Source organism: Ensifer sp. Root127 (assembly GCF_001425225.1).
Lineage (GTDB): Bacteria > Pseudomonadota > Alphaproteobacteria > Rhizobiales > Rhizobiaceae > Ensifer > Ensifer canadensis.
Map to the genome: position 1 here is coordinate 249,023 of NZ_LMDX01000044.1, position 15,588 is coordinate 264,610.

The following is a 15,588-nucleotide window of genomic DNA, read 5'->3' on the forward strand; positions in this document are numbered from 1 at the left end:
AAAACAAAGGGATAGAGCGTTTCTTCGACTTGGTTCAAATCGGAAATGCTGCTGCATGTTTCCTTAAATCCTATTCGATTTAAGGATAAAAACATGCAGCAATTCAAAGTGCTACAGCGACCTTTGCGCGTCTAAGTCTAATAAGACGCGCGGCGCTGCAGAGTGTTCCAGCCCGACGGGGTGAACCGGACGGCGGGAGTGCAAGAAGAAATTTCGAGGGCCGCAAGGCGTCGCCAAAGGTCGCCGTGACGATCCCGAAGAACAATGATTTTGGGGAGGACAAATGGTGGAAAAGCGTACGCAACCCTTGGCCCGTGATGCCATGGCCTATGTTCTCGCTGGCGGCCGCGGCAGCCGCCTGAAGGAATTGACCGACCGACGGGCAAAGCCGGCCGTCTATTTCGGCGGCAAGGCCCGCATCATCGACTTCGCACTCTCGAACGCCCTCAACTCCGGCATCCGTCGCATCGGCGTCGCCACGCAGTACAAGGCCCATTCGCTGATCCGCCACCTGCAGCGCGGCTGGAACTTCTTCCGCCCCGAGCGAAACGAAAGTTTCGATATCCTGCCGGCAAGCCAGCGCGTTTCCGAAACGCAGTGGTACGAAGGCACCGCCGACGCGGTCTACCAGAACATCGACATCATCGAGGATCACGGCGTCGAATACATGGTCATCCTGGCGGGCGACCACATCTACAAGATGGACTACGAACTGATGCTGCAGCAGCACGTCGATTCCGGCGCCGACGTCACCATCGGCTGCCTCGAAGTGCCGCGCATGGAAGCGACCGGCTTCGGTGTGATGCATGTCGACGACAAGGATCGCATTATCGCCTTTGTCGAGAAGCCGGCCGATCCGCCGGGCATTCCCGGCAATCCCGAGATGGCGCTCGCCTCGATGGGCATCTACGTGTTCCACACCAAGTTCCTGATGGATCTGTTGCGCCGCGACGCGGCCGATCCGAAGTCGAGCCGCGACTTCGGCAAGGACATCATCCCGTATATCGTCGACAACGGTAAGGCGGTCGCCCACCGCTTCAACCAGTCCTGTGTGCGCTCGGACTTCGAACGCGAAGCCTACTGGCGCGACGTCGGCACGATCGATGCCTATTGGCAGGCCAATATCGACCTGACGCATGTAACGCCCGAACTCGACATCTACGACAGCACCTGGCCGATCTGGACCTTCGCCGAGATCAAGCCGCCGGCAAAGTTCGTGCATGACGACGAGAACCGCCGCGGCTCCGCGACCTCGTCGCTGGTGTCGGGCGACTGCATCATCTCGGGCGCTGCCCTCAATCGCAGCCTGCTTTTCACCGGCGTCAGAGTAAATTCATATTCGCGACTGGAAAATGCCGTCATACTGCCCGATGTGAAGATCGGTCGCCGCGCGCTGCTCAGCAACGTGGTGATCGACAGCCGCGTGGTCATTCCGGAGGGCCTCGTCGTCGGTGAAGACCCGGAACTGGATGCGAAGCGCTTCCGCCGTTCGGAAAACGGCGTTTGCCTGATCACCCAGACAATGATCGACAAACTGGGAATGTAGGTCCGCCGCTGATGAACATCCTCTCCGTTGCGTCCGAAGTGTATCCGCTGGTCAAGACCGGGGGGCTCGCCGATGTCGTCGGCGCCCTGCCGGCCGCACTGTCGCCGCACGGCATCCGCACCCGCACCCTGGTGCCCGGCTATCCCGCGGTGCTGCAGAAACTGAAGAAGAAAAAGAAGGTCGGCAGTTTTGCCAATCTGTTCGGCAGCCCGGCCTCGGTTCTCGCGGCCGATCTTGACGGCCTCGACCTGCTGGTGCTCGATCTGCCTGCCCTCTACGAGCGCGACGGCGGCCCCTATGTCGACGCCACCGGCCGCGATTATGTCGACAACTTTCGCCGCTTCGCCGCCCTGTCGCTGGCTGCGGCCGAAATCGCCGCCGGCGATGTCGTGTCCGGCTGGAAGCCCGATATCGTCCATGTGCACGACTGGCAGACGGCACTGACGCCGGTCTATATGCGCTTTGGCCGCGCCGCCTCGACGCCGACAGTGTTGACGATCCACAACATCGCCTTCCAGGGGCAATTTGGGCCGGAAATCTTCGCCGAGTTGGCACTTCCGCCCGAAGCCTTCTCGACGCAGTTCGTCGAATATTACGGCGATGTCGGCTTCCTCAAAGGTGGCCTGCAGACCGCAAATGCGATCACCACCGTCAGCCCATCCTATGCGCAGGAGATCCTGACTCCGGACTTCGGCATGGGTTTTGAAGGCCTGCTCAAGAGCAGGGTTTCCGACCTCTCCGGCATCGTCAACGGCATCGACGCCGACGTCTGGGATCCGGCCAGCGACCCCTTTATCGCCCAGCATTTCAGCGCGACGACATTGAAGCAGCGCGCCGCCAACCGCCGGGCGCTGGAGGAACGCTTCGGGCTCGAACAGGGTAACGGCCCGATCTTCTGCGTCATCAGCCGGCTGACCTGGCAAAAGGGTATGGACCTTCTCGCCGAAGTCACCGACGAGATCGTCGCGATGGGCGGCAAGCTCATCGTTCTCGGCTCCGGTGACACGGCGCTCGAAGGCGCGCTTCTCGCCGCCGCCTCGCGCCATCGCGGCCATGTCGGCATGGTTACCGGCTATAACGAACCGCTGTCGCACCTGATGCAGGCGGGATCCGACGCAATCCTCATTCCGTCGCGCTTCGAGCCCTGCGGGCTGACCCAACTCTACGGCCTGCGCTACGGTTGCGTGCCGGTGGTTGCCCGTACCGGCGGCCTCGCCGACACCATCATCGACGCGAACGAAGCCGGGTTGTCAGCCAAGGTGGCGACCGGATTCCAGTTCACGCCGGTCACCGCCGACGGGTTGCGTCTTGCGATCCGGCGCGTCTTCCGTGCATACAACGAACCGAAAGTCTGGGCGCGTCTGCAGACCCAGGGCATGAAATCGGACGTTTCCTGGGCCAGAAGTGCCGAGCGTTACGTCTCACTATATTCCGGTCTTCTCGGGAAAGGCTAAGTCAGAATGATAAGAACAGTCACCACCACACCCTATGGCGATCAGAAACCCGGCACGTCGGGCCTGCGCAAGAAGGTTCCGGTGTTCCAGCAGAAGAACTATGCCGAGAACTTCATCCAGTCGATCTTCGACGCGCTCGAAGGCTTTGCCGGTCAGACCCTGGTGATCGGCGGCGACGGCCGCTTCTACAACCGCGAAGTCATTCAGATCGCCATCAAGATGGCGGCCGCCAACGGCTTCGGCCGCGTACTCGTCGGCCGCGGCGGCATTCTGTCGACGCCGGCCGCCTCCAACGTCATCCGCAAATACGAAGCCTTCGGCGGCATCGTGCTCTCCGCCAGCCACAACCCCGGCGGCCCGACCGAAGACTTCGGCATCAAGTACAATATCGGCAATGGCGGTCCGGCACCGGAGAAGGTCACCGACGCGATCTATGCCTGCAGCCAGGTGATCGACACCTACAAGATCTCGGATGTCGCCGACGTCAACCTCGATGCCGAGAGCTCGCAGGAGATCGACGGCATGACTGTGACCGTCATCGACCCGGTGGCCGACTACGCCGCGCTGATGGAAAGCCTGTTCGACTTCGGCGCTATCCGCAAGCTGATCTCGGGCGGCTTCCGCGTCGTCTTCGATGCAATGAGCGCGGTCACCGGGCCTTACGCCAAGGAGATCATCGAGAAGCGTCTGGGCGCGCCGAAGGGCTCGGTCATGAACTTCATTCCGCTGCCGGACTTCGGCGGCCATCACCCGGACCCGAACCTCGTACACGCCCGCGCGCTCTACGAGACAATGATGGCGCCCAACGCCCCCGATTTCGGCGCAGCCTCCGACGGCGACGGCGACCGCAACCTCGTCATCGGCCGCGGCATCTTCATCACCCCGTCCGACAGTCTGGCGATGCTGGCCGCCAACGCCCATCTGGCGCCGGGCTATGCCAAGGGACTTGCCGGTATCGCCCGTTCGATGCCGACAAGCGGCGCCGCCGACCGTGTCGCCGAAAAACTCGGCATCGGCCTCTACGAAACGCCGACCGGCTGGAAGTTCTTCGGCAACCTTCTCGATGAAGGCATGGCAACGATCTGCGGCGAGGAAAGTGCCGGCACCGGCTCCAACCACGTCCGCGAAAAAGACGGCCTCTGGGCGGTCCTCCTGTGGCTCAACATCCTTGCCGTGCGCAAGGAAAGCGCGCTCGACATCGCCCGCAAGCACTGGGCGACCTACGGCCGCAACTACTACTCGCGCCACGACTACGAAGAAGTGGACAGCGATGCCGCCAACGGCCTAGTGGCAGCGCTCCGCGACCAGCTCGCGACCCTGCCCGGGAAATCCTTCGGCGCGCTCAAGGTCGCGACATCAGACGACTTTTCCTATCACGATCCGGTCGACCATTCCGTCAGCAAGAACCAGGGTATCCGCATCCTGTTCGAGGGCGGATCGCGCGTCGTCTTCCGCCTGTCGGGCACCGGCACATCAGGCGCAACGCTGCGTGTCTACATCGAGCGTTTCGAGCCGGATCCGGCCCGCCATGATATCGACACCCAGGAGGCGCTCGCCGACCTGATCCTCGTTGCCGATGAGATCGCCGGCATCAAGACCCGCACCGGCCGCACCGAGCCGAGCGTGATCACCTGACGGAGCGCCCATCAGGGGCGCGCAAGAGACTGATATAGCAAGAAAACCCGAGGGGTGACTGATTAATGCCGACCGATGCATTGTTACCCCTCGGCGCCACGCTTACCCCTGACGGTACACGGTTTGCCGTCTGGTCGCGCAATGCTGCGTGCATCGACCTCTGCCTGTTCGACAAGGCGGGCGCCAAGGCATTGCGTCAGCTGCCGATGTTGCGCGACGGCGATGTGCATAGCCTGATGGTTGCCGATGCGCCGAAGGGAACCCGCTACGGTTTTCGCGCTGATGGGGTCTATTCGCCCGACCACGGCCTCTGGTTCGATCCAGCGAAGCTGCTCGTCGACCCCTACGCCATCGAACTCGACCGGCCTTTCCGGCACGATCCGAGGCTCACCATCTTCGGCGAGGACACCGCCGATCTGGTGCCTAAGGCAATCGTCAGGGACGTCAAGACAGCCAAGCCGAAGCCGCCGATCTTCAGGGCGGGCGGGTTGATCTACGAGATCGCCGTCAAACCCTTCACAGCGCTGCATCAAGGCATTCCCGAGGCGAAACGCGGCACTGTCGCAGCGCTCGCCGAGCCCGTCATCATCGACCATTTGAAGCGGCTCGGCGTTTCCGCCGTCGAACTGATGCCGATCGTCGCCTGGATCGACGAACGTCACCTGCCGCTACTGGGGCTCAGCAATGGCTGGGGCTACAATCCGATCGCGCCGATGGCGCTCGATCCACGGCTGGTGCCGGGCGGGTTGAAGGAACTTCGCCAGACTGTCGAGGCACTGCGCAAGGCCGGCATCGGCGTCATCCTCGATCTGGTCTTCAACCATTCCGGGGAAAGCGATCGGCTCGGCACGACGCTGTCGATGCGAGGGCTCGACAACCTCGCCTATTATCGCCACGTCACCGACAGGCCGGGCGATCTCATCAACGACACCGGCTGCGGCAACACGATCGCCTGCGACCACCCTGTCGTCCAGGCGCTGATCCTCGACAGCCTGCGCCACTTCGTGCTGGCCGCCGGCGTCGATGGCTTCCGTTTCGATCTCGCCTCTGTCCTCGGCCGCGACATGACCGGTTTCCATCGGAACGCTCCCCTGTTTGAGGCAATCCAAGCCGATCCGGTGCTTGCCGACCGCGTGCTGATCGCCGAGCCCTGGGATGTCGGCCCCGGCGGTTACCAGCTCGGCAATTTTCCCGCTCCGTTTCTGGAATGGAACGACCGGGCGCGCGACGACGTCAGGCTCTACTGGCGCGGCGACCGGCACGTGATCGGTGCGCTTGCGACAGCGCTTGCGGGCTCTTCGGATACGTTTTCCCGCTGGGGCGACACCGGCACCCGAACGGTCAACTTCATCGCCGCCCATGACGGTTTTGCGCTTGCCGACATCGTTGCCTATGCCGGCAAGCATAACGAGGCCAACGGCGAAGAGAACCGTGACGGCCACAACGAGAACCATTCCTGGAACAACGGCGCCGAGGGCGCGACAACCGACCCCGAGATCACGGTTGCGCGCCGGCATGACGTGGCGGCGCTTCTCGGCACCCTGTTTGCGTCCCGCGGCACGATCATGCTGACCGCCGGCGACGAAGGCGGACGCAGCCAACGTGGCAACAACAATGCCTATTGCCAGGACAACGCCATCACCTGGATCGACTGGAGCGCGATGGATGAGACGCTGGTCGCCCATACGGCAGCGCTTTCGTCGCTGAGGAAGCGCTTCGGTGTGTTCGGCGAGACGACATTCTTTACCGGCAAGGACGATGTCGAATGGCTGCGCCTCGATGGTCGCCCGATGGCGGTGACCGATTGGGAGCACCCGGCAACGGACAACCTGACGATGGTGCTTGCCACACGCGACGGCAAGAAGACGCGATCGACGCGGCTTGCCGTCGTCGTCAATCGCAGCCACGCGCCGCACCCGATCCATCTGCCCGAAAGCCTCGACGGCCAGTGGCAAGATGCGCTTTCTGCAGAACTCCCACCCACCTTTGTCCCTCCTCGCTCCGTTTCCTTCTTCGTCGAAAATTTCTGAACTATTCCCACCACTTGCTAGAACTCACCCGACCGTCCTATAGATTCGTTGGGGGGCCACTTTCAGGACAGCCATATGCTGAAGGATATTTCACTTTCCGAAATCAGACCGCTGGTCGGCACCGAGATCGGCGTCTCCGACTGGATCACGGTCACGCAGGACACGATCGACAAGTTCGCCGAGGCAACCGGCGATTATCAGTATATCCATGTCGACCCGGTGCGCGCCGCCGCCGAGACGCCGTTCGGCGGCACGATCGCCCACGGCTTCCTGTCGCTGTCGCTGTTGTCGGCGATGAATTACAGCTGCCTGCCCAAAATCCGCGAACAGACGATGGGCATCAACTACGGCTTCGAGAAGGTGCGCTTCATCGCACCGGTGAAGAGCGGCACCCGCGTGCGCGGGCACTTCACCATCGCAGACGCGCGCTTCCGTGGCAGCAGCATGTTGATGATCACCTATGAGGTCACGGTCGAAATCGAGGGTGAACGCAAACCGGCACTGACGGCCACCTGGCAGACGATCATCCAGTTCGATCCGAAGGACCGCCCTGCCGATGCCTAAATCCTGCGATGGCAGCCCAAGCTCACCCTCTACGGCGCGGCTCTGATCAAAACGCAATCACGTGCCGGATGACCTTGCCCTGGTCGAGCAGGTCGAAGGCCTCGTTGATCTCCTCGAGCGGACCGGTGCTCGATAGCAGCCTGTCGACCGGCAGCTTGCCACGCCGATAAAGCCCGATGAAGCGCGGAATATCGCGGCTCGGCACGCAGCTTCCCATGTAGCTGCCGCGAAGCGTGCGTTCTTCGGCGACCAGGCTGACGGCTGGGATGGCAATCTGGCTTGAGGGATGGGCAAGGCCGGCCGACGCGGTCGCTCCGCCGCGGCGGGTGATGCGATAGGCAAGCTCGAACGCCTTGACCGAACCGGCCGCCTCCAGCGCATGATCGACACCGCCTGACGTCGCCTCGCGGATCGCATCCCCCACATCCGGATCGGTGGCGACAAAAGTGTCGGTCGCGCCAAGCGAGCGTGCCAGCGCCAGCTTGTCCTTTGAGAGATCGATCGCGACGACCCGCTCCGCGCCCGACGCGACCGCTCCGAGCACCGCGGCAAGCCCGACGCCACCGAGACCGACGACGGCGGCCGACTGGCCCGCCTGGACGCGGCAGGTATTGACGATCGCACCGACGCCGGTCAGCACCGCGCAGCCGAAGAGTGCCGCCTCGACCAGCGGCAGGTCCGCCTCGATCTTCACTGCCGAATGGCGCGAGACGACCGCATAGTCGGCAAAGCCGGAAACGCCGAGGTGATGATGGACTGGAACAGCGTCGCAACGAATCCGGCGCTCGCCGGAAAGCAGCGTTCCCCTGCCATTCGCCTCGGCACCTGGAATGCAGAGCGCCGGACGCCCTTCCGCACAAGGCTGGCAGTCGCCGCAGCTCGGCATGAAGCTCATCACCACCCGATCGCCGGGCTTGAGATCGCGCACTGCGCTGCCGACGGCCTCCACCGTGCCTGCCGCCTCATGCCCGAGCGCCATCGGCACGGGCCGTGGCCTGTCGCCGTTGATCACCGAAAGATCGGAGTGGCAGAGACCGGCAGCGCCGATGCGAACCAGCAGTTCGTCGGGTCCCGGTGTGTCGAGGTCGACGGTCTCGATCGAGAGCGGTCGCGACCTGGCATAGGGCCGCTCGACCGGTGCGTGCCTGAGCACTGCTGCCCTGCTGCCCGTGTCTTCAAGATGTCCTCCCGCTTGCAAACGGGGGCAGCTTAGCCGCCGGAGAAGGCCGGCGGCAAGGTCGGATTGCGGACCCGGCCACAGGGCGTTGCGCATCCCGAAGATCGCGCAGCAATTTGCCGGCCCGAGAGCGTTTCCAGCTTAACGCCTGAAAACGCTATATTTCTTTGTTGTACGCATTTCCTGACGAAAGAGCGCTTCGCAGTTTTCCTGGAAAAGCTTTAGTGGCCAGCGTCCGCCGCTCCTTCGGACAGCATGCCGAAGACATAGGGGGAAAACGACCGCCAGCATTCGACGCGGAACGTGTCCTCGGCGAGGCGCAGCAATACGATCTCGACCTTTCCGAGGATGGTGCGCGAGCAGGCGCCTACCGGGAAGATCGGCAGCGACAGGTCCTGCGGGCAGCCGCTGTTGATCGCGACTTCGGCGCCCGGACCGCTGACGATGACGGCGACGTTGCGATGGGAGACATCGACCGCCGAGTGCAGCGTGCCGCTCGATGCGGCCGCGGCCATCAGGTCACCTTCGCTCTCGTCGATCACCAGCCACTCGTCCGGCCCGAGCCAGAGCGCATGGCGTTTGCCGCTCAAAGCCGAGGTCTTCGGCCGTGCCGGCAAGGTCACGCCGAGTGCCGCCGAAAGACCGGAGAGCGCATCGGCACCGGCGCGCAGCGACAGGCGCGAAGCGGCGGGTGCCGGCGTCAGGACCACCTCGGCGAAACCGCCGCGGGCAGTAAGAGCAGCCTTGCGGGTTGCAGTTGCCAGATCAGCCATGGAGGCGACCCCCTTCCTTGTCAAAGAACACCATGTCGCTCACCTCGACGGCGATCGTCCTGTCGGCCATCGGCACGTACAGCGTCTGACCGAGGCGTGCGCGGCCACCAGCAACGACGGCGAGCGCGATCGAACGGCCGCAATTTTCCGACCAGTAGGACGACGTCACATGGCCAAGCATCGTCATCGGCTTCGGCTGGTTCGGATCGGCGACGATCTGTGCGCCCTCCTCCAGCACCACCTTCGGATCCTTGGTCAGGAGCCCGACCAGCTGCTTACGACCATCCTTGACGAGGTCAGGGCGCTTGAGACCGCGGATGCCGACAAAATCGGCCTTCTTCTTCGAGACTGCCCAGGACAGGGCAGCATCGTCGGGCGTCAGCGTCCCGTCGGTATCCTGGCCGACGATGATGTAGCCTTTCTCGGCGCGCAGCACGTGCATGGTCTCGGTGCCGTAGGCGCAGGCGCCCATGGGTTCGGCCCGCTCCCAGATCGCTTCCCAGACCGCCTGGCCATAATCGGCCGGCACGTTGACTTCGAAGCCGAGCTCGCCGGTAAACGACATGCGGAACAGCCGGGTCGGCACGCCGCAGATCTTGCCCTCGGTCACGCTCATATGCGGGAAAGCCTCGTTGGAAAGATCGATGCCTTCGACGAGCGGAGCGATGATCTCGCGCGCCTTCGGACCCTGCACGGCGATAACGGCCCATTGTTCCGTCGTCGACGTCAGCCAGACCTTCAAGTGCGGGAACTCCGTCTGCAGGTAGTCTTCCATATGGTGCATCACCCGCGGCGCACCGCCGGTGGTGGTCGTCACGTGGAAGCGGTCCTCGGCAAGCCTGCCGACCACGCCGTCGTCATAAACGAAGCCGTCGTCGCGCAGCATGATGCCGTAGCGGCAGCGGCCGGGCTTCAGCGTGTCCCAGGCGTTGGTGTACATCAGGTTGAGGAACTGGGCCGCATCCGGGCCGACCACCTCGATCTTGCCGAGCGTCGAGGCGTCGAACAGGCCGGCGACCTCGCGTACTGTCTTGCATTCGCGCGCGACCGCCTCATGCATGCTCTCGCCCGCCTTCGGGTAGAACCAGGCACGTTTCCAGTTGCCGACATCCTCGAACTCGGCGCCATGCGCCTCTTCCCAGGCATGAACAGGCGTCTTGCGGGCAGGATCGAACAGGCTTCCACGCGAATGGTTGACGATCGTGCCGAAGGTTACCGGCGTGTAGGGCTGGCGGAAGGTCGTCAGACCCACCTGCGGAATGTCCTTGCCAAGCGCTTCGGCGGCAATGGCAAGGCCATGCATGTTGGACAGCTTGCCCTGGTCTGACGCCATGCCGTTGGTGGTGAAGCGCTTGATATGCTCGATCGAATGCATGCCTTCGCGCACCGCAAGCCGGATATCCTTGGCGCAGACATCATGCTGGAAGTCGATGAAGGCCTTGACGGTGGTGTCGGGTCCGGCCCCTTCGGCAGCGCCGATCATGCCGCCGGTCCAGCTGAAGGCATTGTCGCCGTGGAGCGTCACCTGGGCGCCACCTTCGGCGCCTGCCGCGCGTGCGGTCAGTTCGCCGGCTGCCAACGCCTCGTCGATCGTTGCCTGCAGGTCGTCGGTGCCGTTGCAGGCGCCGATCGACAGGCAATCCTGCAGATAGGTGCCCGGCAGGAAGCGCTGCGTTGCCGCATCGAACTTCACCTTGCCGCGTGACTGCGAGAACAGGTGCACCGACGGCGTCCAGCCGGATGAAACCAGCAGCGCATCGACCGCGATCTTGCGCGCCGACCCGCCGCCATTGCGGGCAACGCTGATCGAGGAGACGCGCAGCTTGCCGCCGGCATTGACGACGAAGTGGCCGGTCAGCACCTCGATACCGAGGCGACGGGCTTCCGCAAGCACCGCTTCGCCGGGATTGTCGCGGCAGTCGACGATGGCAGGAACGGCAACGCCGGCGCGCTTGAGATCGAAGGCCGCCTCATAGGCGGAATCATGCGCGGTGTAGACGCCGACCTTGGAGCCGACGGCAACGCCGTAATGGTTGAGATAGGTACGTCCGGCCGAAGCGAGCATGATGCCCGGGCGGTCGTTGTTGGCAAACACCATGTGGCGTTCGATCGAGCCGTTGGCGAGGATCACCTTCTTCGCCCGCACCTGCCAGAGGCGCTCGCGCGGCAATGCCTTGTCGAGCACGGACAGATGGTCCGTCACCCTTTCGACGAGGCCGACGAAATTGTGGTTGTAGTAGCCAAAGCCGGTGGTGCGCGTGAGCACCGTGACGTTGTCCATCGCGGCAAGCGCCCTGGCTGTCGCCTGCGCCCAGTCCCAGCCGTCCTTGCCGTCGATCGTCGTGCCGCCTTCATAGCGCAGCGCGCCACCGACTTCCGGCTGCTCGTCGCAGACGATCACCTTGGCACCGGCCTTGGCTGCTGCAAGCGCTGCGGAGAGGCCGGCAGCACCGGCGCCGATCACCAGCACGTCGCAATGGGCATAGCGACTGGCATAATGGTCCGGGTCGGCTTCCGTCGGCGCGACGCCGAGACCGGCCGCACGGCGGATGAAGGGTTCGTAGATCGCGTGCCAGGCAGCCTTCGGCCACATGAAGGTCTTATAGTAGAAGCCGGCGGCAAAGAACGGCGACAGCAGGTCGTTGAACCCGCCGACGTCGAAGGCGAGCGACGGCCAGCGGTTCTGCGATTCCACCTTCATGCCATCGAAGACTTCCTGCACCGTCGCGCGCACGTTCGGCTGGCGGCGGGCCGCATCGCGCGAAATATCGAGCAGCGCGTTCGGCTCCTCGGCTCCGGCGGAAAGAATGCCGCGCGGACGGTGATACTTGAACGAGCGGCCGACGAGATGGATGCCGTTGGCAAGCAATGCCGAGGCGACGGTATCGCCTTCGAGCGCCGTCAGCGTGCGTCCGTCGAAGGTGAAGCGGGCGGTACGCGCCGGCGTCAGACGGCCGGCACCTGCAATACGGTTGGTGCCGCTCATCGTGCCGCTCCCTTGTCCTGCTCGCTGTTCAGAATGGCGGCAACATCGGGCTTTGGTTCGCCCGCCTTGTAGGTGGTGTAGAACCGGTCGCTGACCGTATCGCGCGCGGCATTGAAGAAGCGGCCGCAGCCGTGGATATGGCGCCAGCGTTCGAAGATCAGGCCCTTGGGGTTCTGCCGGAGGAAGAAGAATTCCTCGAACTCCTCGTCGCTGATCTCGGCAATGTTGGCAGGGCGGACGATGTGGGCGTCACCGGCATTGCGGAATTCGAGCTCGGAGCGCTCTTCTTCGCAATAGGGGCAATAGATCAAAAGCATCTCGAAATCCTTGGCAATCAGTGCGCAACGGCGGCAGCTGCCGCCTCGTCGATCAGTCGGCCGGTGCGGAAACGGTCGAGCGTCAGCCCGGCAGCCAGCCGATGCGGCTCGCCCCTCGCAATGAGGTGCGCAAAGAGGTTGGCCGAACCCGGCGTCGCCTTGAAGCCACCCGTACCCCAGCCGGCATTGAGGAACAGGCCCGGAACCGGGGTGACACCCTGGATCGGCGAACGGTCCTGTGTCACGTCGACGATGCCGCCCCACTGCCGCATCATCTTGACGCGGCGGAACATCGGGAAGAGTTCACAGATCGCATCCAGCGTATGGGTGATGATCTGCAGGCCGCCCGTCTGGGAGTAGGAATTGTACTGGTCGGTGCCGGCGCCGATGACGAGCTCGCCCTTGTCGGACTGCGAGATATAGGCATGCACCGAGTTCGACATGACGACGCAGGGGAACATCGGCTTCAGCGGCTCGGAGACCAGCGCCTGCAGCGGCTGGCTCTGCAGCGGCACGCGCACGTCGGCCATTTCCATCAGCACCGACGAGTGGCCGGCGGCAGAAACGCCGATCTTCTTGGCGCCGATGAAACCGCGACTGGTGTCGACGCCGGTCACCCGGCCGTTCTCGTCACGGCGGATGCCGGTCACTTCGCAATTCTGGATGATGTGCACGCCACGGTCGGACGCGCCGCGGGCATAGCCCCAGGCAACCGCGTCATGCCGAGCCGTACCGCCGCGACGCTGCAGCGCTGCGCCGTTGATCGGGTAGCGGGCGTTCTTGGCGATATCGAGCGGCGGGCAGTAGGCCTTGGCCTGTTCCGGCGTCAGCCACTCATTGTCGATGCCATAGAGGCGGTTGGCGTTGATATGGCGCTTGAACGACTGCTGGTCGTGGATGTTGTGCGAGAGCATCATGACGCCGCGCGGCGAATACATGACGTTGTAGTTGAGGTCCTGCGACAGGTTTTCCCAGAGCTTCAGCGAATGCTCGTAGATGTCCATGCTCTCTTCATAGAGATAGTTGGACCGGATGATCGTCGTGTTGCGGCCGGTGTTGCCGCCGCCGATCCAACCCTTTTCGAGCACCGCGACATTGGTGATGCCATGCTCCTTGGCAAGATAGTAGGCAGCGCCCAGCCCATGGCCACCACCGCCAATGATGATCACATCATAGTCCTTGCGGGGCTCGGGCGAGGCCCATTGCGGACCCCATCCCTTGTGGCCGCGCAAAGCCTCGCGCGCCACGGCAAAAACTGAATATTTGCGCATCCGCCTGTTACTCCATGAACCCCGGTGATCATTCTCGTTGGCGTTAGAAATCGCAAATCCGACGCCTGCGCAACGTTTCTTTTGCGACGCAAACGGGCGGACTTGCGCGGAGTTGCGACATCGCTGCATCACACCATCTGCGGCGCGATGATACACATAGCGTGGCGTCATTGCGGATTTTTCAGCACAGCCTCATGTCCTCGCTGGACTTTCCGCTGACGATCTGGTATCCGCACCTTCAATCGTCGAGCTTTCGGCTCAGCGAACGTAGCTTTTTTTGCCTCCGACACCTGACGTGAGGCAACAACTCGAAACAACCAAAGGAACGGGATTTCACGTGCAGGTACTTGTCCGCGATAACAATGTTGACCAGGCGCTCCGCGCTCTCAAGAAGAAGATGCAGCGCGAAGGCATTTTCCGCGAAATGAAGATGCGTGATTTCTACGAAAAGCCGTCCCAGAAGCGCGCCCGCGAAAAGGCTGAAGCCGTTCGCCGCGTTCGCAAGCTGGCGCGCAAGCGTGCACAGCGCGAAGGCCTCGTGGCCCGTTAATTTGTCGATTTTTCGACACTTTTCGATCTAAGTCGTGGCGGGGGCGAAATATCGCCGCCGCCTTTCTTTTGGTATGGACATCTTTTCCGTCGTCGGGCTAGCGTGACAATGCAGCCGGCAACGGTAGCCGGTCGCGGCGCTTGACGCCGGACGGTTTGCCGCAGGCCCTGGTAGCCTCGGCTGTGGGGCCCCGCGAAATTCGCCGGCCTCCTTGAACGGGAAGCCGTTGGCTTTCGGACCTAGTCGCATTGAGGGATCGACCTTTGACACTTGCTGCCATGACTGCGGACGTCGCCGGTTTCACCACCCAAGAGGCGCGCCGCCGCCACCAGCGCAAGCCGAAGCTTGCGGCCCTGTTCCTCCTCGGATCGGCTCTGCTTCTGTCGGCATGCCAGACCGAAGGGCCGGAATCGATGGCCAAGGTCGAGCGCGAACAGGGCTCCCAGGGAAATATCGCATCGCTGTCGAGCGTGATCGCCTCCAACCCGAGCGACCCCGAGGGCTATAACGTCCGCGGCTCCGCCTATGGCCGTGCAGGCGAATACCGACGCGCCCTGGCCGATTTCGATCAGGCGATCCAGCTCAACCCGCGCTTCTACCAGGCATATGCCAACCGCGCGCTCGTTCACCGCAACATGGGCAACACCCAGGCCGCACTTGCCGACTACAACATGGCGCTGCAGCTGAACCCCAACTACGACGTCGCCTATATCGGCCGCGGCAATCTCTATCGCCAGGCCGGCCAGCTCGATTCCGCCTTCAACGATTTCAACAAGGCGATCCAGCTCGACACCACCGACCCGCGCGCCTACCACAATCGCGGCCTGATCTACCAGGCCCGCAACCAGCACGGCCAGGCGATCGAAGACTTCTCGACGGCGATCTCGCTGTCGCCGAGCTCGCCGGAGCCCTATAACGGCCGCGGCATCTCCTACGTCGCCCAGGGCGATGACGACAATGCCTTCTCCGACTTCAACACCGCGATCACGCTCGACGGCAAGGTTGCCGAATCCTGGGCAAACCAGGCGCTGGTCTACGAGCGCAAGGGCGACAAGGCCAAGGCAGCGAAGTCCTACTCGCACGCACTGCAGCTCGACCCGAAATACGAGCCGGCGCGCGCAGGTCTCGCCCGCGTGAAAGCCGCTTAGCCTCTTAGGAGAGAAAAGCACTTCTCCCGTTTCAACGCCCGCGACCGGTTCGCGGCCGTTTTCGTTTTTTCGTCACGTCGTTGCGCCGCGCGTCCGGCATGACGCGTAAAGGACGCCGTAACGCCCTGAACCTGCTG

Annotated in this window: 12 protein-coding genes; 7 read left to right on the forward strand and 5 right to left on the reverse strand. The window is 63.3% G+C overall.

The features are described 5' to 3' along the window. Positions 1–283: 283 nt before the first annotated feature. The 5 genes from glgC to ASD03_RS30865 all read left to right on the forward strand — a co-directional run bounded on the left by glgC (position 284) and on the right by ASD03_RS30865 (position 7,229). Positions 284–1,546 (forward strand): glucose-1-phosphate adenylyltransferase, encoded by a 1,263-nt coding sequence (gene glgC / locus ASD03_RS30845; protein ID WP_025424848.1) that lies wholly within the window; start codon positions 284–286, stop codon positions 1,544–1,546. A gap of 11 nt (positions 1,547–1,557) precedes the next feature. After that, the gene (glgA, locus tag ASD03_RS30850; protein WP_025424849.1) at positions 1,558–3,000 is read left to right on the forward strand and encodes a glycogen synthase GlgA; all 1,443 of its coding nucleotides are present in this window, start codon (positions 1,558–1,560) and stop codon (positions 2,998–3,000) included. 6 nt (positions 3,001–3,006) lie between these two features. Next, positions 3,007–4,635: an alpha-D-glucose phosphate-specific phosphoglucomutase gene (locus ASD03_RS30855; RefSeq protein ID WP_057205618.1), complete on the forward strand. Its 1,629-nt coding sequence runs from the start codon at positions 3,007–3,009 to the stop codon at positions 4,633–4,635. 65 nt (positions 4,636–4,700) lie between these two features. Next, positions 4,701–6,665 carry a glycogen debranching protein GlgX gene (gene glgX, locus ASD03_RS30860; RefSeq protein ID WP_025424851.1) on the forward strand — a complete coding sequence of 655 codons (1,965 nt, stop codon included), beginning with the start codon at positions 4,701–4,703 and terminating at the stop codon, positions 6,663–6,665. Positions 6,666–6,740: 75 nt separating this feature from the next. Next, on the forward strand, positions 6,741–7,229 hold the full coding sequence (locus tag ASD03_RS30865; RefSeq protein WP_025424852.1) for a MaoC family dehydratase: 489 nt from the start codon (positions 6,741–6,743) through the stop codon (positions 7,227–7,229). A gap of 46 nt (positions 7,230–7,275) precedes the next feature. Here ASD03_RS30865 and ASD03_RS30870 read toward each other — a convergent pair whose 3' ends face one another. From ASD03_RS30870 to ASD03_RS30890, 5 genes are all read right to left on the reverse strand, one after another. Continuing rightward, entirely contained in the window at positions 7,276–8,427 is a 1,152-nt protein-coding gene (locus ASD03_RS30870) for a zinc-dependent alcohol dehydrogenase family protein (RefSeq protein WP_051509185.1), read from the reverse strand. A gap of 200 nt (positions 8,428–8,627) precedes the next feature. Continuing rightward, positions 8,628–9,179: a sarcosine oxidase subunit gamma gene (locus ASD03_RS30875; protein WP_025424854.1), complete on the reverse strand. Its 552-nt coding sequence runs from the start codon at positions 9,177–9,179 to the stop codon at positions 8,628–8,630. After that, positions 9,172–12,165, reverse strand: coding sequence for a sarcosine oxidase subunit alpha (locus tag ASD03_RS30880; protein ID WP_025424855.1), 2,994 nt, complete (start codon positions 12,163–12,165; stop codon positions 9,172–9,174). Before ASD03_RS30880 ends, ASD03_RS30875 begins: the two co-directional genes overlap by 8 nt. After that, positions 12,162–12,482, reverse strand: coding sequence for a sarcosine oxidase subunit delta (locus ASD03_RS30885; protein ID WP_025424856.1), 321 nt, complete (start codon positions 12,480–12,482; stop codon positions 12,162–12,164). Before ASD03_RS30885 ends, ASD03_RS30880 begins: the two co-directional genes overlap by 4 nt. A gap of 17 nt (positions 12,483–12,499) precedes the next feature. After that, positions 12,500–13,753 carry a sarcosine oxidase subunit beta family protein gene (locus ASD03_RS30890; protein WP_025424857.1) on the reverse strand — a complete coding sequence of 418 codons (1,254 nt, stop codon included), beginning with the start codon at positions 13,751–13,753 and terminating at the stop codon, positions 12,500–12,502. Between the two features lie 337 nt (positions 13,754–14,090). Between ASD03_RS30890 and rpsU the strand changes: the two genes are divergently transcribed. Together rpsU and ASD03_RS30900 are read left to right on the forward strand one after the other, a co-directional pair. Next, positions 14,091–14,303 (forward strand): 30S ribosomal protein S21, encoded by a 213-nt coding sequence (gene rpsU, locus ASD03_RS30895; protein WP_025424858.1) that lies wholly within the window; start codon positions 14,091–14,093, stop codon positions 14,301–14,303. Positions 14,304–14,566: 263 nt separating this feature from the next. After that, a complete protein-coding gene (locus tag ASD03_RS30900) occupies positions 14,567–15,451 on the forward strand; it encodes a tetratricopeptide repeat protein (RefSeq protein ID WP_038575705.1) in 885 nt (294 codons plus the stop codon). Positions 15,452–15,588: the final 137 nt, after the last annotated feature.

What these genes read in the sequence shown, in the direction of transcription:
- glgC (WP_025424848.1), top strand. Translation starts at nt 284, where the DNA reads ATGGTGGAAAAGCGTACGCAACCCTTGGCCCGTGATGCCATGGCCTAT.
- glgA (WP_025424849.1), top strand. Translation starts at nt 1,558, where the DNA reads ATGAACATCCTCTCCGTTGCGTCCGAAGTGTATCCGCTGGTCAAGACC.
- ASD03_RS30855 (WP_057205618.1), top strand. Translation starts at nt 3,007, where the DNA reads ATGATAAGAACAGTCACCACCACACCCTATGGCGATCAGAAACCCGGC.
- glgX (WP_025424851.1), top strand. Translation starts at nt 4,701, where the DNA reads ATGCCGACCGATGCATTGTTACCCCTCGGCGCCACGCTTACCCCTGAC.
- ASD03_RS30865 (WP_025424852.1), top strand. Translation starts at nt 6,741, where the DNA reads ATGCTGAAGGATATTTCACTTTCCGAAATCAGACCGCTGGTCGGCACC.
- ASD03_RS30875 (WP_025424854.1), bottom strand. Translation starts at nt 9,179, where the DNA reads ATGGCTGATCTGGCAACTGCAACCCGCAAGGCTGCTCTTACTGCCCGC.
- ASD03_RS30880 (WP_025424855.1), bottom strand. Translation starts at nt 12,165, where the DNA reads ATGAGCGGCACCAACCGTATTGCAGGTGCCGGCCGTCTGACGCCGGCG.
- ASD03_RS30885 (WP_025424856.1), bottom strand. Translation starts at nt 12,482, where the DNA reads ATGCTTTTGATCTATTGCCCCTATTGCGAAGAAGAGCGCTCCGAGCTC.
- ASD03_RS30890 (WP_025424857.1), bottom strand. Translation starts at nt 13,753, where the DNA reads ATGCGCAAATATTCAGTTTTTGCCGTGGCGCGCGAGGCTTTGCGCGGC.